We start from the raw sequence: 17,363 nt of genomic DNA, 5'->3' as shown, positions 1-17,363 counted from the left end.
CCATAAATAAACAGACTTCATCCCAACCATCTAGCAATCAACTCACTAAAATAACAAAAAATTAAACAGTCTTCCTGTTATACCTGATTTTTTTCATAATACTATTTCACATAAGACTTTTCTGGGCCCCATGCTACGAAATGAGCTACAGTCAGTGCTGAAATGGATAGCAGGCTTTGAATCCACTCATCCGCTGGAGCCACTTGCCTCCGTAGGCTACGTTAGCAAACAGTAAAAGGTGAATGCCTTGTCTCAGTTAATGCGTGCCTCAGGCTGCTAGTCAGAACAAGTCCCGCGCTGAATGCCAAATGCGCCAGCATCAGATGCCTGTAGTAATGGCCATAAGGTGTTTTGGGTGGCTTGGGGTGGATGGTGAATATCAATTTCCACATGCCCACACCAAAGGCACCGCTACTGATACCTGCTATCAACATTTGTCCAAGGCCCGGCTTTATATGCGCTTTTCGCCAATAGGCGTTAAAGGCAGCCGCCAATAGGATACCCATCGCGTAATGCATGGCCCAGCCGCTCGCTCTTGCTACTTGCTCTTGTTTGATGATGCTGTTCACGATCTTCGCCAGCAGTTTGGGCTCCTTGAAGTTTTTATTCCTTGACCGGGATACATAATAACTGAACAGGGTCATCATACTGGTGCCTATTATACCGGAAAAGATAGGGTGTGAGCTCTTCATAGATGTTTGATTTTTAATAAAATAGTAGCCATAATTGTGCCCAATCGAAAACTCACGGTCTATGGAGTTCAACGGCATATATATGTTTGCAGGTTTACATACCGGTCTATACCAAAAAATAAACGATGTGTGCGGTGTTATATACGCTAGGGTTGCCTAAAGAGGGCACCTTGAAAACAATGCCAAAACGTGGAACTCTCTATAAAAGGTTGCTGCAATGACGTTATTTTAAGGCATATGCGGTCAAAATGCCCTTTTTGCTTTTTTATTTCGTCTTTTTAAGGTTATGGGCATTGAAATTGGTTTTAAAAGTCCAGTTAAAGCTGCACGGGCGCTGCCCAATACCCATAAGGGCCTGCAAGCAGGTGATATGCAAAAGTCCATGACCATCAGTATGGTAGGCTCAGAAATTGGCGACAGAAGGGACAATGACTATTTTACGAACAATAATGAGGATAGACTATGAAAAAGTTTGTGTTAATGATAATGATAGGGGGACTGCTGCTGGCAAGTTGCAGTGGCAACCGTAGGGATGAAGATGAAGGAACGAGCGGTTTTGGCGAGCGCCAAGATACCCTGTACGAGGATTTTGAGCGATCAGACATCCCGCTTGATACGGCACCCATGCCAGCACCTTTTGACACAGTTGCAGATACCGCCCACAAGCATTAATGGACGCGATTTCTTGTCTGTGCTTACCCGGGACAATATTATCTAGTGTACATATGCGGTTATCATCCCCCCAACCGTCAGGGGGCGTATTGCCATCTTACACCCAAAAGGCAACGCTACGGCCTCGTTTGAGACATATGCCTTAACATACTTTTCAATTTCCAATTTGCTACGGTTGGCACTTCTATATACCAGTCCTTCGTAATCGGGCCATTTCCCTAAAATTTTAGAAAGCAGTTTGCCAAATTCCGTGTTTTCCGTGCCTTGTTTTTTTATTTACCAAAAAATGCTTATTTTTAAGACAAACAGTAAAGCGTATGAAGAATAAGAAATATTTCGCTCTTGCACTGGCGCCCCTTTTGGTCGCCCTGTACTTCGTGGCCTTCACCGAGGCCTTTAGCCTGTTGCGGGCACAGTCGGATTTCAAGGTATTTTTGGGCGTACTGGTCATTGCGCTCATCATCGGCCTGAGCGTGGTCTTATGGTTTAATGTCAAACGGATAATGGAATAAATATGAACAAAACTAGACTAATTGGCATTGTGGCTTTGGTGCTGCTGGGGCTCATCGGGCTTACGCAGTGCAATACGCGCATCGATGCGGGCAACGAAGGCGTACTGGTGAAACTATATGGTAGCGACAAGGGCGTGCAGGACGTGAGCCTGGTGACCGGCCGCGTATGGTACAATCCCTTCACCGAGGAGGTGTACGAGTTTCCCATCTATGTGCAGACGATAGATTATGACGCCTTCACCGTCAATGCCAAGGACGGGTCGGTGTTTACCGTAGACCCCACCCTGTCCTTCAAGGTGCGGGAAGGCAAGAGCCCGGAGATATTCAAGAAATACCGCAAGGGTATACGCGATATTACCGAGACCACGCTGTACAACTATATAAAAGATGCCTTCCGCATCGAGTTTAACCGCTATACGACGGATAGTATCATCTCCAATAGGGAAAACTTCGAGACGGCCGTGCAGACCAATATGCAGAAAGTACTGGAGCGCGAGGGCTTTGAGCTGGAACAGATGACCTCGGGCGTCAAGTACCCCGATGCCATTACCCAATCGGTAGATGCCAAGAACAGGGCCGTGCAGGAGGCCATGCAGGTAGAGAACGAACTGAAGGTGGCGCAAGCCAGGGCACGCAAGCTGATCGTACAGGCAGAAGCAGAGGCCAGGGCCAACGAGCTGCGCAAGCAGTCGCTCAATCAGCTGCTCATCCAGCAGCAGTTCATCGAGAAATGGGACGGCAAGACCCCCATTTATGGCAATGCGCCTGCTTTTTTTAAACAGGTGGATTGATGAAGTTTTAAATGAAAAAAGCCGTCTCAAAAAATAATGAGGCGGCTTTTTTGTGATGGAATATAGCCCTATTTGCAAATGAAAGTACGGTACTTATGGATTTTGGCGGTTGCCGTTGTATTTGCCCACGAGGTGCTGAACCAGTTATTTTTATCTTTTTCGGGCGATGTTGACAAAAGTGCATCTCAACTTCGGAGTGACTACCTTCAAAGCTTCGTATTGAGCTTTTCTCACTCTGGCCTTGATGTCCGCTATAAATTTGTTATTCTTTCACCTCCCAATAGCCCCCTTTGTCGGGGCCAATCCTGACTAATTTTTTTTCTTTTTGCAGCTTCTGCAGGTTTCGTTCTATTGACCGCTGGGAGACACCTATCGCTGTAGTTAGCTCTGCTATGGTCGTTTCTGGATTGCTTTTGAGTAACCCAAGTATTTTCTCCGACGTTTTCTCCGACGTTTTCTCCGACGTTTTCTCCGACACTTTTGTACTCATTGCCTCATTGAGCGGCTCTGCATAAACAATAGCACGAAATCCATGCTGAAAGTTTTCAAAGACAGGGGGCACAAGTCCATGGGCAGCGAAACCTTCCTGGATCCTTTTTATACCAGAGCCATATTTCTCTATTAGCTGCGCCTCTTTAAAGGTAGCAGCGATTTTCTTGTTCCGCGTCCAGGAAGAATAATCACCGCTCAATAGCTGCTCAACGGTGATATTATCCGGCAGGCTGCCGGGGTTAAAGAACTCAATGAAGTCATCGTAGATCTTAACGGATGAATCGCCCGAATCCATATAATCACGGTGTACGATCATATTGATCACGATCTCGCGGATAGCTTCCATCGGGTATTGCCAGCGTTCTTCCCTTCGGGGATCGCCCGTGATGATATAGCTCTTGTTGATATGCTTCCGTATAAAGTCCAGTACCTGATCAACCTCACTGAACAGATCCGACCGCACGGTAAGACCGTCCTTGATGCTGGTGGGAGTAGAAAAACGCCCCAGCTCAATGGTTGCCTGAAATACATCGCCTCTGGCAAATAAAAGAAATGCCGCATTGGTAACCTGCGCGTCCTTGATCAGCTCATACTTGTTCAGGACGGTCAACGGATCGTCCGTAATGGGATATTGCCTGTCCTCGTTGCAATTGGCGATAAACCTGTTTACTTTCTCAATGGACAGGGAGTCGATGCTCCTTTCCGGATTGATATAGCTATCCCAGCTTGTATTGAACGACCGAAGGTGCATGTCAGCGATCTCCGATAAGGACAGCAAATGGTTGGCATTGTTCACCCGCTTGTAGTACCTGCCCCTAAAGGCCACGGGCTTTACAGGGAATTCCTTCACGGACAGTTCGCCCACTTCATTTCCACCTACCTGGACCACGTTCGCATCGGGGATTATGCTAGGCTGCGTCTTGTTTTTCACCTCGTTCACCCACTTTTGCAGCGTTTCGGCCCCAATGGTGAAGCCTTTGACGGACTTGCCTTTGTCATCGACGCCAATCAATACTCTGCCGCCTATCGTATTGGCAAAGGCTGTCAACGACTCGATGACCCCATCGTTAAAGGCGCTTTTAAATTCTGTTTGTATATCTTCTTTTAACAGAGTTCTCATTTACAAATAACTCGCTGATTAAAATGTCCAATCTATAAACGATACTTTTACACAATCAAATTTATTTGCGCCTTAGATTTTTGTCACTAATCAAATCGGTTTACTGCCTCAACCCCATCCCCTTAAAAAGCACCTTAAACAAATCCCTAGATTCTTTATCCGCAGCCGTTTCTATAAGAAGAACTTATACGTTTCAATTTTGTATGAAAGAACGTCAAGATTGATATGCAATGTAATAGGTTAAATGCCCAAGCGGCTTTTGCGTTCTTTCAACAGTTCTTTTGGAAAGCCATGTTTGTCCAAAAAAGCCTTGGACTGGCGAGCCTTGTTTATGAAATATGGGTCGTTGCCATGATCCTTCATGTCGACCACGATGATGGCTTTTTCCTGTTTTTCTTTTTTATGGTTCATAAAAACCTCCTTCAAAACAAAAGTAATCAATTATTTACGCATCACAAAAAACGCTTCAAAGTTGATGTTCTTCTCAAATCTTTTCCATTCACCTTTATGGAAGCCATAAACGTTCACGATTTCAGCTACCACATCCAAGTGCGTAGTGATGCCCATTTTGATATAGGCGTGTACGCGCAGGCGTACTGTCTTGTGCCATCACTATTGCCTTGGGGTGTTGCTCAATAAAGACCACTACGGTTTTGACCACCGTGGCCAAAGCCTTTTTTTGTCTTGATATTACTTATTCGACAACCCTTAATTTTGTCTAAAAATATTAGTATTTCCATTTCCAAACATGTATATTTGGCTGACAATCTAATCATTGACCATATGGCAAAGCAAGCTAGCAAGAGCAGGTATATAGATTTGACCACCGACTTCGGATTTAAAAGGGTGTTCGGCACAGAGCCCAATAAGGATTTGCTGAAAGCTTTCCTCAACGAGGTTTTTCGTGGCAGGAAGGAGATAGTAGACTTAGTATACAACAAGAACGAGCATGTAGGCGATATCGAGGAGATTGGTAGCGTCATCTTTGACCTTACCTGCACGGCAGACAATGGCGAAAAGTTCATTATAGAGGTGCAGCGCAGCGCACAGGTCAACTTCATCAAGCGGACGCTCTATTACGGCAGCAAGCTCATAACAGACCAAGCACCCAAGGGCAGGCGTAAGGAATGGGGCTACGGTATCAGCGAGGTGTACGTCATCGTGCTGATGGACGGCTTTGCCATGCCCGATGGAGACGATGGCACGAGCTATCTGCACGATATTTGCCTGTGCAACAGGGATACCGGAAAAGTTTTTTACGATGACCTTGGTTTTATTTACCTTGAATTGGTTAACTTTGTAAAGGAGGAATCCGAGTTGGGGTCCTATCTGGACGGCTGGCTCTTCGTATTGAAGAACATGGGCAGGCTGGACAGGATACCGCTCTATCTACGGAAACCCATATTCGAAAAATTGTTTGACATTGCTGAATACAGCAAATTGAGCACGGAGGAAAAGGAGATGTACGATACTAGCTTAAAACAGAAGTGGGATAACACAAACGCCCTTGCCTATGCTAGGCAAGAGGGCGAAGTGAAAGGCCTTGAAAAAGGCAGACAGGAAGAACGTGCCAAGGCCGAGGCCGAGAAACTGGACATTGCCCGTGAAATGAAGAAAGACGGCCTTCCCATAGTGCAGATTGCCAAGTTCACCAAGCTTTCTATTGAAGTAATAGAAAAACTTTAGTCCTACATGTAAGCATGACAGCCTTATGCTCGATCGGAATTTAAAACACAAATGGGATAACACAAACGCCCTTGCCTATGCTAGGCAAGAGGGGCAGAGCAAAAAAGCTGTGATGTGGTAGAAAATCTTATAACGAAACTTGGCTTAACTAACGAGCAGATTGCTCGCATAGCCGAAGTCTCCATTGACTTCGTGCGCAAAGTCCGCTCCGACTTGGGCAAAAAGAAATAGCCCACCACAACATATTTTTATAGGAACGCCTTTTCGTGGATAGCGAAAAGGCGTTTCTATTTGTACTAACGTCAAGGGTAGCTTGGATTGCTCCTGTTAATAATTCAACCCCATCCCATTAAAAAGCACCTTAAACAACTCTCCAGATTCTTTATCCGCAGCCGCTTCTATGAGCGCAAGCTTATACGTTTCGATTTTGTATGAAAGAATGTCAAGATTGAAATCCTCTAGCGAGAATACGAGCTTTCCAGTTTCGGAAGTGTCTTCCCTGATGTTTTTCGAAAGCGGTTTATCGGTGTATGCATGAAGTGATTTTTGTTTCTGATTCACTACGATATCGGTAGTAAATCCCTATTATGTTTCCAACATAATACGCAACAGGTTAAATGCCCAAGCGGCTTTTGCGTTCTTTCAATAGTTCTTTTGGAAAGCCATGTTTGTCCAAAAAAGCCTTGGACTGGCGAGCCTTGTTTATGAAATAGGGGTCGTTGCCATGATCCCTCATGTCGGCCACGATGATGTCTTTTTCCTGTTTTTCTTTTTTATGGTTCATAAAACCTCCTTCAAAACAAAAGTAATCAATTATTTACGCATCACAAAAAACGCTTCAAAGTTTATGTTCTTCTCAAATCTTTTCCATTCACCTTTATGGAAGCCATAAACGTTCACGATTTCAGCCACCTCATCCAAGTGCGTAGTGATGCCCATTTGATATAGGCGTGTACGCGCAGGCGTACTGCCTTGTGCATATACCATCACGTCGGGGAAGTGCGATGTGAAATGAAGCACAATAGTTGCTACCGTTGCCAGCACTTTGTCCCTGTCTTGGTTATTGGTCGTAGTAAGGTCGTCCACCTTTCCCGTTGAATCATTTAAATCGCCAAAACCAAGGTTGAAATAGGTGATGCCATTGGAGTTCTCTGGAGTGAAGCGAACGACCTTTTTTACCCTACCTTTCGGCCCAACGCTTTCAAAACTATACTCCAAGTAGTTAGAGGTAGATTGTATTGAATAATGATCTAGGTTCATTTTGATAACGATTAATTTACGAACATTGGTTTTACAAAACTATAATAGAAAACTTTCCCTTTTCCTGTTCTATCCTCCCTTTTTAATAGCCCTATCCCCCAAAGCCTAGACAATACCTTGGCAACAGTTTTGCTGTTGAAGTCCTTGTCATATTTTCCATTTATATGGTCGGTGATTTCTTTTGCTCGCTTACCCGTATTAAAAAATGGATCCAGTAGCATCACGGCTTTTAGAAACTCAGTTACCACATCTTCTTTAACACGGTCTTGAAAATACTTCTTATTCAGTTTACTTTCGACATAAAAATTTTTTAGAGTAGGCACTTGATCTAATCTCCTAAGTCGAGCCATTTTAGACGAAAAAATCTGGTCTATACCAATACCGAAGAAATCCGCTAGCCTCTGAGCAGTATTTGGAGAAATGTTAGTATTTAAGTTCAAAATTCTATTCAAAGTATGTACCTCAATTCCCGCACCTGCCTCCACCCCGTGTACTGTTAGTCTATAAGTGTCCATTAGAGTTTTAAGGTTTTTTGCCACTATTTTAGCCCTATTGATATCGACTGTGCTCATAATGAGCAAAAACCGTTATATTTTTGGAGACAATTTTGAACTTTTTATTTCTTTTTTGTCTTTAAATAATTATATTTGTCCTATTAACTTTTATTTGGATGAGATAAAAATTCACAAAACAACTAATAAAGAAAAAAGGCATAAAAAAAGAGTCTCGTTTCCCAAGTCTCACAATAACAATCGAACACGAGAGCGACGGATTTATGCCCACAGATCTTATTATGCTATATTTGTAGCATATAAGAATGTGGGTACTGTCGTTTGATGCGGAGTTCGAAGGCGTGAGACCCTGGGAATAAAGCTAGATAGTACCCAATTTTTATTATCCATGCTCACGAGGCTCGCCAATAAGCGAGCAAAATGAACAACCAAAACTATTCCACAGAAATCCGTAATACAAGATTCGCCCAAAGGGCGAAAGGGAATGGTTTTGGTTTGTTGTTTTCTACCACAGGCCCCTCAACCTTTGATATTCTTTTTGTACGTAAGCCCAAAAACCCGATCTGATAAAGTTGAAATTGATTTTCCAAGCCTTACGGCTTGATGGATAATTCATTGATTTTCAATCTCGACCTTATCAAAAAAATGAACGTAAAAAACGTAATGGGCATGCTATTGCCCAAAATAAAGCGAAAGCGTATTGATTTAAAACTTACAACTTACAACTTAAAACTCACCCCGTTTCTTACGGCCCACGCTCATAGGTCTACTGGAAGGCCTGTCTTGATACTTGCATCTTATGTCTTGATACTAACAACCTTGTTTGTGTGTCCGGCCGCGGCGCAGACTCCCGAGCAATCGGGAGCTGCCCAAGGCCAATTGCTTTCAAACGAACAACTACCAACCAACATCCAACAACTAAACATTGGCGATACTATCCCGGAAGCCCTGTGGCACCTGCCATTACAGGTGGTGAACCATCCGCCAACTGGCGGAAAGGATACCATCACGTTTAACGACTACCGGGGCAAGGCGATCATACTGGATGTTTGGTCAATAGCCAACTGCAATCTTATTTTGATCAAGAAATAGGTATAAATTTTTCTTCCTGAAACAGCTTGTCTCTATATAAAACCACACCTGACAGGTTTTTGAAACCTGTCAGGTGTTCGAAGACTACGTTTTAGTATGCGGCCTTCCTGAATACTACCTATGATGTTTATCCTTTCAACCCCATCCTCTTAAAAAGCACCTTAAACAACTCCCCAGATTCTTTATCCGCTGCCATTTCAATGAGCGCAAGCTCATAGGTTTCGATTTTGTCAATGCCCAATTTTGTCAAGCGGGAGAGTCTACCCCTGTTTTACCTATTCCAATAATAACTCACATCACCAACGGTTGGGTTTCCTTTCAATTAAGAGATACTATTGGGATTTATTTAATTTCCGAATAATACACCACATTATCCACCGTTTCCTTGACTAACAACTTTTCCTTATCTACGAATCCATTGAGTGCAAAGGGGATATAGCTCAAGTCATATCCTTCTCCTAATTTGAGTTTTGCTTCTGCTACAATATCTTCCTCCGTTCTCTTATTGTCATTGAAAAATCCATAGTCAATTAGACTTTTTGTAAACTCTTTTGCCTCTCGCTTTGCCTTTTGTATAGCTAGATCGCCTTTGTACTTTTCTCGTAGCTCTTCTTGTTCTTGAGGAGATTTTAGGGTGATATGGCCACACAATATACTGTAAGCTTCGCTCAATTTTCCTTTTAAGGCCTTGACAGTTCGGTGAATTTCGTGTGCAAGAGGGCTGGCCTTCTCATTATTTCGAAGCTGGCTTATTCTAAATTCTGTCAAACCGGTTTTCTCTGAAAGGACTTTTTGATTTATTAGCACACTTGACAAATACTTGTCATAATTTGTTTTATACGTTTTTTCGCTAGAGATAAGTTCGTCATCTTTGATAACATAATCTTTGAAAGTCTCTTCGCTCATCTCATCTAAATCTGCATCCAAGGAAAGTCCTATTAGATAGAACTCTTCCATAGTCATTGTATCTACTTTGGAATCTAATATATTGGACAATCTGCCACGAGGTATCCCGGTTTCAAAATGAATCTCGGTTTTCTTTTTTAAACTTTTTCCCACAAAGGCACCTAAATGGTGAGGAACAACAGCTTTTTTGTCTGAACTGGAATCATTTTTCTTACTTTCTTCCACTTTTTTTCTTTAAAGAAACCGCGCGAACAATAGTGGAACAAACCGAATTTAAAAAGTTATTTAAAACCAAACATAGATTTGGTTTTAAATAACTTTTATCTATATTTGCTTCATATAGATTGAATAAAGAATAGAACATACCAAAAATAATATCCAAGCATTTGGAAACTGACACTTGCTCATGAGAATGTAGGAACTTTTCTAGAGTTGCAAGTTGCAGGAGATAAGTGCCCATTTGTTATCTTTGTCAAAAAATGATAATGATGGGCCCTCTTGTATGCAACTCGGCCTTCCTACAGGCTTCATGAGCGTACAGGAGGACAACCCATCATTATCATTTAAAAGGTCGCTTCCTGTGTGGTGTTGGCTTCCGTGCCATAGCCAAATAGAGGAATGAGAAATCAATCAACCAAAAAACAATTCTTACGCAACCTTATTTCCGCCCCCGAGTAGGAGGAAAGCCAAAAGCTGGGATTTATCGACTACGTTTCACTCCGCTCGAAATGACGATGGGAACGATTTTGGGAATCTGACGTGCTTTTGGCCTTACCTCTCTTTACGCATATCGGGGCCCCAATGCGGTAAAGAATTTTCTAATTCATTGATTATGAAAACTCTAAACCTTTACAGAAATGTCGCTTTACAAAAGCTGCATGGGGCACCTTTATGCCTTATTTCAGACGCTAAATGTACGGGCGAAATATTTTTCGCCCCAACTTATACTTTTACTCATATTATTTAACCCTGCGCTAGCGCAGGTGAACGATACCACTCAACGGCTACCGGCCATTGATACCGCCAATAAAACCAACAAGCGCAGCTTAGAGGACACTACCTTTCAATTGCAGGAAGTGGAAATAAATGCCGGGTACTATAAAGTAAATAACAGGGAAAAGACGGGGTCTATAAGCCGAATAACGGCACAAACGATAGGTAGTCAACCGGTGAGCAACACACTAGCAGCTTTGCAGGGAAGAGTACCGGGCCTATTGATAACGCAATCCAGCGGGGTTTCGGGATCTGGGTTCAAGATCCAGATTCGTGGGCAAGGCTCGTTGCTACAGGGGACAGACCCCCTGATTTTAATAGATGGCGTACCGCTCTCTGCCGGAAACAGCGCACTCAATGTCGTCTCCAGTGCGGCTAGCGCATCCAACAATTCGGGCATCAGCCCATTGAGCCTAATAAATCCGGCAGACATAGAAAGCATAGAGGTCTTGCGCGATGGCGATGCCACGGCCATCTATGGTAGCCGCGGAGCAAACGGCGTCATCCTCATCACCACCAGGAAAGGTAACGCAGGAAATATACAGGCCATCGCGAATATCCATTCGGGCATCAGCACAATAACCAAAACAATGGACATGCTCAATACCCGGCAATATCTGGAGATGAGGGCCGAAGCGTTGGCGAATGACGACATTGTCTCTACCACGGTCAATGCCCCCGAAATCACCGTGTGGGACAGCACGCGTTATATAGATTTCAAGGAACTGCTCATTGGCGGAAATGCGGCGTACACGGATGTCAACCTAAACCTACAAGGAGGAAGTGCCAATACACAATTCCTGATAGGGGGCAACTACAAAAGGGAGACTACCGTATTTTATGGAGATCAGGCGGCAAATAGAGGAGGTGCACTGGCCTCCATGAACCACCTGTCGCCAAATAACAAACTTCGCGTTTTATTAATGGCCAGTTACACCCATAGCAAGAGCAACCTTACGGGAGAGGACCTTACGAGATACATAAACTCGCCACCCAACATGTTGTTATTTGATCAATCAGGCAACTTAAACTGGCAGGAAGGAGGTGTGGCTTTTCCGGGATCGCTGCCCAATCCGCTTGCTGCCAGCTACAATGAATACACAGGTATATACCGAAACCTGATAAGCAACCTTACTCTTTCCTATTTACTGGCAAAAGGCCTGTCACTGAAATCGAGCTTTGGCTACAACAGCACCTCCGGCGACGAGATAAACCTTAATCCCTCAACCTCGTTGAACCCAAATACGGGAAACCTTCCTTTCTCGTTTTTCGGCAATTCACAACAGGGCAGCTGGATAATTGAACCTCAGCTAGAATACGTGGGCCAATGGGGCAAAGGCAAGCTTTCAATGCTATTAGGGACTACTCTTCAAGAGAACAGGTATTCTTCCCTGAACATCAGTGCCTACAATTACAGTAGTGATATCCTTTTGGGATCCGTGGCAGCGGCAGGTTTCTCCTATTCTTCAAACGACAACTCACATTACAGCTACAGAGCACTTTACACCAGGGCCAACTACAATTGGGATGGCAGATATATTGTAAACGTCACTGGTAGACGGGATGGGAGTAGCCGTTTCGGGAGCGGTAGGCAATTCGCAAACTTCGGAGCTATTGGTGCGGCATGGATCATAACGAATGAAAGGTTCGCAAAAAACAACCTGCCATTCCTGAGCCACGCCAAGCTACGTGGCAGCTATGGCATTACTGGTAATGACCAAATAGGGAACTATCGCTTTCTGGACTCTTGGTCAAATACGGCCCAATCCTATCAAGGGTTGACTGGCCTGTCGCCCGTGAGTCTGTACAACCCCGATTTTGCATGGGAAACGAACCGCAAATTTGAGTTGGCGCTTGAAGTAAGCATGTTAGGGGATAAATTGTCAGTGGCAACGACCTACTTTAACAATAAGAGCGGCAATCAACTCGTGAATTATTCACTCCCGATACAAACCGGCTTCCCCTCCGTGCTGAGAAATCTAGATGCAACCATAAGGAATTACGGATGGGAATTGGAGCTGGAGTCAAAAAATATAGCTGGTAAAGGCTTTTCGTGGAACTCCACGGTAAACCTGACAGTACCGAAAAATAGGTTGACGGAATTTCCGGGTCTTTCAACATCACCCTATTACAACCGGTATATTATAGGGCAGTCTATCTCTACGACAAGGAACTTCAAAAGTCTGGGGGTAAACAGCGAAACGGGCTTTTACGACTTTCTGGATGTCAATGGCGATGGTGCTTATACCAATGATGACAAAACAATCCTCATCAATACCGACCCCAAGTTCTTCGGGGGCATGGGACATGACTTTTCACTAGGGAACTTCCAGTTATCCCTTTTCCTGGAGTTCCGGAAGCAAATAGGTTTTAACTATTTGTACACACAGTCTACAAACGTACCCGGAACGAGGTATAGAAACCAGCCGACCATCGTACTGGAACGCTGGCAGACGCCGGAAGATAACAGCTCCATCCAGCGGTATGCAACAAGCGTAGTGTCCAATCCCTTAGGGAACTACTTGGTGGAGTCTGATGCGATATACGGCGATGCCTCGTACATCCGGTTAAAGAACATGTCGCTGTCTTACAACCTGCCGTCTGCCGTTTCCAAAAAGATCAAGGTAAAACACATGAAGTTATTCTCCCAAGGCCAAAATATCCTTACGATTACGAACTACCTTGGAGCAGACCCGGAGAACCAGAACCTGTACATTTTACCCCCACTTCGCACCATTACATGCGGAATTCAAATAACGTTATGATGAAAAGTTCAACAATAAAAAAGATCAAAAAAATGGACAGAAACCATTCTACCATGGCCAAATTTCTCTTTATGTTACTGACATGTACCTGTTTTTGCTGCAAACAGACAATAGAGGTGGAAACCTCTTCGAATCTCATACAGCAAAAGGCGGTATTCGAAAATGAACAGACCGCCTTTGCCGCTTTAAGCGGGCTGTATACCCGCATGTTCGCACTGAACCTTAGTCTCGCAAATGGGGGTGTAACGGTCTATGCCGGGCTGTCAGCCGATGAACTAGAGAACAACGCCGGTGACGAACGTTACGATTTTTTCTATAACAACGCACTCTTAACCAACAATTCCGTCATAGAAACGAATTTCTGGAGTGCTGCGTATACTTGCATATACCACGCAAATGCCATCATCGCGGGGCTGGAAGACAGCAATGCTTTGACAGACGTCGCCAAACAACCACTGATAGGCGAGGCAAAGTTCATAAGGGCATTCTTTTTTTTCTATCTGGTAAACCTGTTCGGCGATGTCCCGCTCACCATTTACACCGACTACAGGAAAAATTCATTAATGGCCAGAACGCCGAGCGACCAGGTTTACGAACAAATAACCCTTGACTTATTGGAAGCAAAGCACTCAATTGCAGAAGGCTATCCAAACGGCCTTCGCGGAAGGCCCAACAAAATGGCGGCCAGTGCATTATTGGCCAGGACATACCTATATCGGGGCGAATGGCAAAAAGCTGAGGTAGAGGCTTCTGCCGTCATAAACAGTGCTTTGTATGCACTGGAGCCAGACCTCGACAAAGTATTTCTGTCAGAAAGCCCAGAGGCCATATGGCAATTGGCCCGGACAAATGCCAATACCGCAGAGGCAAGCATATTCATACCTTCATCCAGTTCGGTGTTGCCCACCTTGTCACTTTCCGATTCCTTTATCGAGGGATTTGAGCCAGGTGACGCAAGAAAATCTAACTGGGTAGCTGTCAACATCTTTGACAGCACTCCATACTACTACCCATACAAATACAAGTCACGCACGAGTGTCCCGCTAGCTGAAAACCTGATTATGCTAAGACTGGCCGAACAATACTTAATAAGAGCAGAAGCCAAGGCACAATTGGATAGGGTAGCTGAAGCTATAGAAGATATCAATGCCGTAAGGGATCGAGCAAGGAGCATGGAAACACATGGTACTAGTCCATTACCGAAGATAGCTTCCTCCTTGTCCAAGACTGAAGTCATGAAAGCGATTGAACATGAGCGAAAAGTAGAGCTGTTCGCTGAATGGGGGCATCGGTGGTTCGACCTAAAGCGATACAATAAAATCGACGTCGTATTGGCCGGTCAAAAGAATGGTTGGCAACCCTATAAAGCATTATTTCCTATACCACTCGCACAGATACAACTAAACCCATACCTATTACAAAATATTGGCTATGATTATTAATCCATTGATGCGACCCTTGATATCGTATATGTATATAACGATAGCCGTTCTTTTGACGATCGGTACTCCCGTCCAATTACGGGCGCAAATGAAGATTGGCCAAAGTCTGCCAGACAGCATTTTCCACAACGTTTTTAACTATGGAAACTCTTCATTGAAAATGTCAGATATAGACCGCAAACTGGTTATCTTCGACTTCTGGAGCTTTACCTGTGCCAGTTGCTTACACTCTTTCGCAAAGTTGGATTCGCTCCAACGTATCTTCAAGGATGACATCCAAATCATACTGGTCAATCAGGAATCACGGGATGACACCGAAAACCTATTCAAAAACAGAAAGACCCTAGTTAAGCCCAACGTGCCTTTTATTACATCAGATACCGTCCTTCACGATACTTTTGGGATCATCGGCAAACCAGCGCTTGCCTGGTTTAATCATAAACGTATATTCCAGGGGATGACAAATAGCGTATCCTCGGAAGATCTCAGGCGATTCCTGCAAACGAAAACGGTTGACACAGACAGTTATGTCCGGCAACCGGAATACAGACCCAACCATTTCGATACCCGTTTGTCCAACTCTATGACCTATTATTCTTACATAGCAAAGCATCAGAACGGGATAAACCTCCTATACACGGACAGTACGCTGTCCAAGTCACCTGCAACGATATTAGATTTATATATCGCGGCCTACGACCCACTGGACAACAAGCGGTACAAACGCCCTGGCAGGTTAATTATGGATAGGCAGGTAAAGGATGCAGTGCAGGCCCAAAACCTATATGACTATCTTCTTCACGTCCCAAATACTGGCCTGGCTGAAAGGCATAAGATCATGCAACAAGACTTGAAAAGATACTTCGGTTTCGACGTAAAGGTAGAAAAACGCCTTCTAAGTTCGTTTGTTCTCGTACGGACGAGCGACAAGGATAAACTGAAAACGCTGGGCAGTGAGCCGAAAATGACTTTTTTTGCCTCAAACCCGCAAATGGATGATATCCAATCAGAAGAACGGGTATTGATCAACAGGCCTTTCCGCTTTTTCTCCAATATCTTGGGAGGACTTATAGAGAGCAGATTTAACAGACCATTTATAGACCAGACAAATTATTCAGGCTTAGTAGACATCCGTTTTAACGCCAATACGTTGGACGAGATGGAATTGGGCACATTAAAGATAGATTTGAAGAAATATGATTTAGATCTTATAGAGCAAGAAATCTGGATAGACGTGTTGAGTATAACTCAAAGCAAATAAGAAAAGGCTGCCCGATATTGTAGTGCCCCCAAAAAGCTAGACACTTATTGGGGGCACTTTGGATATGGCAGCCTTGGCTTTTAGTTTGTTCTTCTGATGGTTTCCTGGGGTGTAGGATTGTCGCCAATGGCCTGCACCGAAGAGTAACCGTACAAACAGTCCGTTGCCGCAGTATCATCGCAAGAAGTAATACTTGTCGCGCTCCCTGGCATGGCCTGTGCTTTGGTAAGCGGTGTGGAATTCTGGAGAGCCACTAGGTTGCCGCTCGCATCAAACGTGTACCAATAACGGGGGATTTGCAACGATGCATCATCCACCCATTTTCCTTTCTTTGGAGAAACGACTTGTTTTATCGCACATCCCTTCCCTTCCGTTCTTTTTTCGGTTTTTTCTCTTCCTTTTGGCGTATCCTTTGCCATCAGATCCACTGCTCCAAAGAGCATCATCACGGAGGCTACCATAGCCACCATGCTATTCTTTAGATTTATTTCCATGTTGTGTTTATTTAATGATTGAGTTTTTTCTTCTTACTTATAGTTGCTTCTTTGCCCTCGGGGTTTTTGAAGCGGCTGCTGTTCATGGATTCATCACTTCCTCCTTTCATTTAATGCGCTCCCTTCTACCATCGTCGCCACAAGGGCTAAATTAGCTCGAAAGCAGGCGCTTGAACTTTGGATTTTACCAGCAAAATCATTTGGATTTTCAAACTTTTGACCGTTTTTGTGCATTTTGCTGGAAATTTTCATCCATCAACAAAGCATCATGCACATGAAATACCTCATATCCTGCACGCTCACCCTACTGTTGATATTCCCGCTCAGGGCCCAGCTGAGGGACACTGGAATTACAACAAAAAAGTGGAGACATTTTTCAGTATTTAGGTTAGGTTGGTTTTTCCTAACACTATAATCCTAAGCGGCCCGATCCAACAGCAATTTTTCATATTGTGCAGGTGTTAAATACCCGAGGGCTGAATGGAGCCTTTTCCTGTTATACCAGCTTTCAATATATTCGAATACTGCTACCGAGGCCTGTGGCCTGTCAATATATTCATGATGGTATATCCATTCGGATTTCATCGATTTGAAAAAGCTTTCCATCGGAGCGTTGTCCCAGCAATTCCCTTTCCTGCTCATGCTCTGCAGTACCGGATATTTTTTCAGTAGA

General features: G+C 44.0%; 19 protein-coding genes and 1 pseudogene. 9 read left to right on the top strand and 11 right to left on the bottom strand.

Annotation, left to right across the window (positions count from 1 at the left end; genetic code table 11):
- Nucleotides 1-221: 221 nt before the first annotated feature.
- Nucleotides 222-692 (bottom strand): hypothetical protein, encoded by a 471-nt coding sequence (locus A37S_RS0100125; protein WP_157278262.1) that lies wholly within the window; start codon nucleotides 690-692, stop codon nucleotides 222-224.
- Between the two features lie 286 nt (nucleotides 693-978).
- On the opposite strand from A37S_RS0100125, the gene A37S_RS0100120 reads away from it, so the two are divergent.
- The 4 genes from A37S_RS0100120 to A37S_RS0100105 all read left to right on the top strand — a co-directional run bounded on the left by A37S_RS0100120 (nucleotide 979) and on the right by A37S_RS0100105 (nucleotide 2,667).
- Nucleotides 979-1,158 (top strand): hypothetical protein, encoded by a 180-nt coding sequence (locus tag A37S_RS0100120; protein WP_028295230.1) that lies wholly within the window; start codon nucleotides 979-981, stop codon nucleotides 1,156-1,158.
- Nucleotides 1,155-1,364: a hypothetical protein gene (locus A37S_RS0100115; RefSeq protein ID WP_028295229.1), complete on the top strand. Its 210-nt coding sequence runs from the start codon at nucleotides 1,155-1,157 to the stop codon at nucleotides 1,362-1,364. The genes A37S_RS0100120 and A37S_RS0100115 overlap by 4 nt, the downstream gene beginning before the upstream one ends.
- Before the next feature lie 317 nt (nucleotides 1,365-1,681).
- On the top strand, nucleotides 1,682-1,876 hold the full coding sequence (locus A37S_RS0100110) for a hypothetical protein (protein ID WP_028295228.1): 195 nt from the start codon (nucleotides 1,682-1,684) through the stop codon (nucleotides 1,874-1,876).
- A 2-nt stretch (nucleotides 1,877-1,878) separates the two neighbouring features.
- Entirely contained in the window at nucleotides 1,879-2,667 is a 789-nt protein-coding gene (locus A37S_RS0100105) for an SPFH domain-containing protein (protein WP_028295227.1), read from the top strand.
- A gap of 262 nt (nucleotides 2,668-2,929) precedes the next feature.
- Here A37S_RS0100105 and A37S_RS0100100 read toward each other — a convergent pair whose 3' ends face one another.
- The 3 genes and pseudogenes from A37S_RS0100100 to A37S_RS28245 form a co-directional block, all read right to left on the bottom strand.
- Nucleotides 2,930-4,279 carry an RNA-binding domain-containing protein gene (locus A37S_RS0100100; protein ID WP_028295226.1) on the bottom strand — a complete coding sequence of 450 codons (1,350 nt, stop codon included), beginning with the start codon at nucleotides 4,277-4,279 and terminating at the stop codon, nucleotides 2,930-2,932.
- Between the two features lie 240 nt (nucleotides 4,280-4,519).
- Nucleotides 4,520-4,690: a hypothetical protein gene (locus A37S_RS26945; protein ID WP_157278259.1), complete on the bottom strand. Its 171-nt coding sequence runs from the start codon at nucleotides 4,688-4,690 to the stop codon at nucleotides 4,520-4,522.
- Between the two features lie 30 nt (nucleotides 4,691-4,720).
- Nucleotides 4,721-4,925, bottom strand: a pseudogene (locus tag A37S_RS28245) (DUF6934 family protein).
- Nucleotides 4,926-5,062: 137 nt separating this feature from the next.
- Between A37S_RS28245 and A37S_RS0100085 the strand changes: the two are divergent.
- On the top strand, nucleotides 5,063-5,965 hold the full coding sequence (locus A37S_RS0100085) for an Rpn family recombination-promoting nuclease/putative transposase (protein WP_028295224.1): 903 nt from the start codon (nucleotides 5,063-5,065) through the stop codon (nucleotides 5,963-5,965).
- Nucleotides 5,966-6,292: 327 nt separating this feature from the next.
- Here A37S_RS0100085 and A37S_RS0100080 read toward each other — a convergent pair whose 3' ends face one another.
- Genes A37S_RS0100080 through A37S_RS0100065 form a run of 4 tightly spaced genes read right to left on the bottom strand, consistent with a single transcriptional unit; the run spans nucleotide 6,293 to nucleotide 7,797 of the window.
- Nucleotides 6,293-6,526 carry a hypothetical protein gene (locus A37S_RS0100080; protein WP_028295223.1) on the bottom strand — a complete coding sequence of 78 codons (234 nt, stop codon included), beginning with the start codon at nucleotides 6,524-6,526 and terminating at the stop codon, nucleotides 6,293-6,295.
- 52 nt (nucleotides 6,527-6,578) lie between these two features.
- Entirely contained in the window at nucleotides 6,579-6,749 is a 171-nt protein-coding gene (locus tag A37S_RS26940; RefSeq protein WP_157278256.1) for a hypothetical protein, read from the bottom strand.
- A 29-nt stretch (nucleotides 6,750-6,778) separates the two neighbouring features.
- Nucleotides 6,779-7,225 (bottom strand): DUF6934 family protein, encoded by a 447-nt coding sequence (locus A37S_RS0100070; RefSeq protein WP_028295222.1) that lies wholly within the window; start codon nucleotides 7,223-7,225, stop codon nucleotides 6,779-6,781.
- An 11-nt stretch (nucleotides 7,226-7,236) separates the two neighbouring features.
- Entirely contained in the window at nucleotides 7,237-7,797 is a 561-nt protein-coding gene (locus tag A37S_RS0100065) for a helix-turn-helix domain-containing protein (RefSeq protein WP_028295221.1), read from the bottom strand.
- 585 nt (nucleotides 7,798-8,382) lie between these two features.
- Here A37S_RS0100065 and A37S_RS0100050 point away from each other — a divergent pair.
- Nucleotides 8,383-8,829 (top strand): hypothetical protein, encoded by a 447-nt coding sequence (locus tag A37S_RS0100050; protein ID WP_157278253.1) that lies wholly within the window; start codon nucleotides 8,383-8,385, stop codon nucleotides 8,827-8,829.
- Nucleotides 8,830-9,171: 342 nt separating this feature from the next.
- Here A37S_RS0100050 and A37S_RS0100040 read toward each other — a convergent pair whose 3' ends face one another.
- Nucleotides 9,172-9,960, bottom strand: a complete 789-nt coding sequence (locus A37S_RS0100040; protein ID WP_028295218.1) for a hypothetical protein — start codon at nucleotides 9,958-9,960, stop codon at nucleotides 9,172-9,174.
- A gap of 632 nt (nucleotides 9,961-10,592) precedes the next feature.
- On the opposite strand from A37S_RS0100040, the gene A37S_RS23045 reads away from it, so the two are divergent.
- Genes A37S_RS23045 through A37S_RS0100025 form a run of 3 tightly spaced genes read left to right on the top strand, consistent with a single transcriptional unit; the run spans nucleotide 10,593 to nucleotide 16,196 of the window.
- Entirely contained in the window at nucleotides 10,593-13,493 is a 2,901-nt protein-coding gene (locus A37S_RS23045) for a SusC/RagA family TonB-linked outer membrane protein (protein ID WP_051292588.1), read from the top strand.
- 32 nt (nucleotides 13,494-13,525) lie between these two features.
- Nucleotides 13,526-14,935, top strand: a complete 1,410-nt coding sequence (locus A37S_RS0100030; protein ID WP_169719407.1) for a RagB/SusD family nutrient uptake outer membrane protein — start codon at nucleotides 13,526-13,528, stop codon at nucleotides 14,933-14,935.
- 28 nt (nucleotides 14,936-14,963) lie between these two features.
- Complete coding sequence (locus tag A37S_RS0100025) at nucleotides 14,964-16,196, top strand: TlpA family protein disulfide reductase (protein WP_157278250.1); 1,233 nt, start codon at nucleotides 14,964-14,966, stop codon at nucleotides 16,194-16,196.
- 80 nt (nucleotides 16,197-16,276) lie between these two features.
- On the opposite strand, the gene A37S_RS0100020 is transcribed toward A37S_RS0100025, so the two are convergent.
- Nucleotides 16,277-16,690, bottom strand: coding sequence for a hypothetical protein (locus tag A37S_RS0100020; RefSeq protein WP_028295215.1), 414 nt, complete (start codon nucleotides 16,688-16,690; stop codon nucleotides 16,277-16,279).
- Between the two features lie 417 nt (nucleotides 16,691-17,107).
- Nucleotides 17,108-17,363 (bottom strand): integrase core domain-containing protein (locus tag A37S_RS0100005; RefSeq protein WP_028295214.1); only part of this gene is annotated, 256 nt, incomplete at its 5' end.

Origin of the sequence: Olivibacter sitiensis DSM 17696 (assembly GCF_000427965.1) — a bacterium.
GTDB lineage: Bacteria > Bacteroidota > Bacteroidia > Sphingobacteriales > Sphingobacteriaceae > Olivibacter > Olivibacter sitiensis.
Note: the sequence above shows the minus strand (reverse complement) of the source record. Positions and strands in the feature narration are given on the sequence as shown.

Bases quoted from the DNA above. Each gene is read 5' to 3' on its own strand.
- A37S_RS0100125 (WP_157278262.1), bottom strand. From the start codon at position 692: ATGAAGAGCTCACACCCTATCTTTTCCGGTATAATAGGCACCAGTATG.
- A37S_RS0100120 (WP_028295230.1), top strand. From the start codon at position 979: ATGGGCATTGAAATTGGTTTTAAAAGTCCAGTTAAAGCTGCACGGGCG.
- A37S_RS0100115 (WP_028295229.1), top strand. From the start codon at position 1,155: ATGAAAAAGTTTGTGTTAATGATAATGATAGGGGGACTGCTGCTGGCA.
- A37S_RS0100110 (WP_028295228.1), top strand. From the start codon at position 1,682: ATGAAGAATAAGAAATATTTCGCTCTTGCACTGGCGCCCCTTTTGGTC.
- A37S_RS0100105 (WP_028295227.1), top strand. From the start codon at position 1,879: ATGAACAAAACTAGACTAATTGGCATTGTGGCTTTGGTGCTGCTGGGG.
- A37S_RS0100100 (WP_028295226.1), bottom strand. From the start codon at position 4,279: ATGAGAACTCTGTTAAAAGAAGATATACAAACAGAATTTAAAAGCGCC.
- A37S_RS26945 (WP_157278259.1), bottom strand. From the start codon at position 4,690: ATGAACCATAAAAAAGAAAAACAGGAAAAAGCCATCATCGTGGTCGAC.
- A37S_RS0100085 (WP_028295224.1), top strand. From the start codon at position 5,063: ATGGCAAAGCAAGCTAGCAAGAGCAGGTATATAGATTTGACCACCGAC.
- A37S_RS26940 (WP_157278256.1), bottom strand. From the start codon at position 6,749: ATGAACCATAAAAAAGAAAAACAGGAAAAAGACATCATCGTGGCCGAC.
- A37S_RS0100070 (WP_028295222.1), bottom strand. From the start codon at position 7,225: ATGAACCTAGATCATTATTCAATACAATCTACCTCTAACTACTTGGAG.
- A37S_RS0100065 (WP_028295221.1), bottom strand. From the start codon at position 7,797: ATGAGCACAGTCGATATCAATAGGGCTAAAATAGTGGCAAAAAACCTT.
- A37S_RS0100050 (WP_157278253.1), top strand. From the start codon at position 8,383: ATGAACGTAAAAAACGTAATGGGCATGCTATTGCCCAAAATAAAGCGA.
- A37S_RS23045 (WP_051292588.1), top strand. From the start codon at position 10,593: ATGTCGCTTTACAAAAGCTGCATGGGGCACCTTTATGCCTTATTTCAG.
- A37S_RS0100030 (WP_169719407.1), top strand. From the start codon at position 13,526: ATGGACAGAAACCATTCTACCATGGCCAAATTTCTCTTTATGTTACTG.
- A37S_RS0100025 (WP_157278250.1), top strand. From the start codon at position 14,964: ATGTATATAACGATAGCCGTTCTTTTGACGATCGGTACTCCCGTCCAA.
- A37S_RS0100020 (WP_028295215.1), bottom strand. From the start codon at position 16,690: ATGGAAATAAATCTAAAGAATAGCATGGTGGCTATGGTAGCCTCCGTG.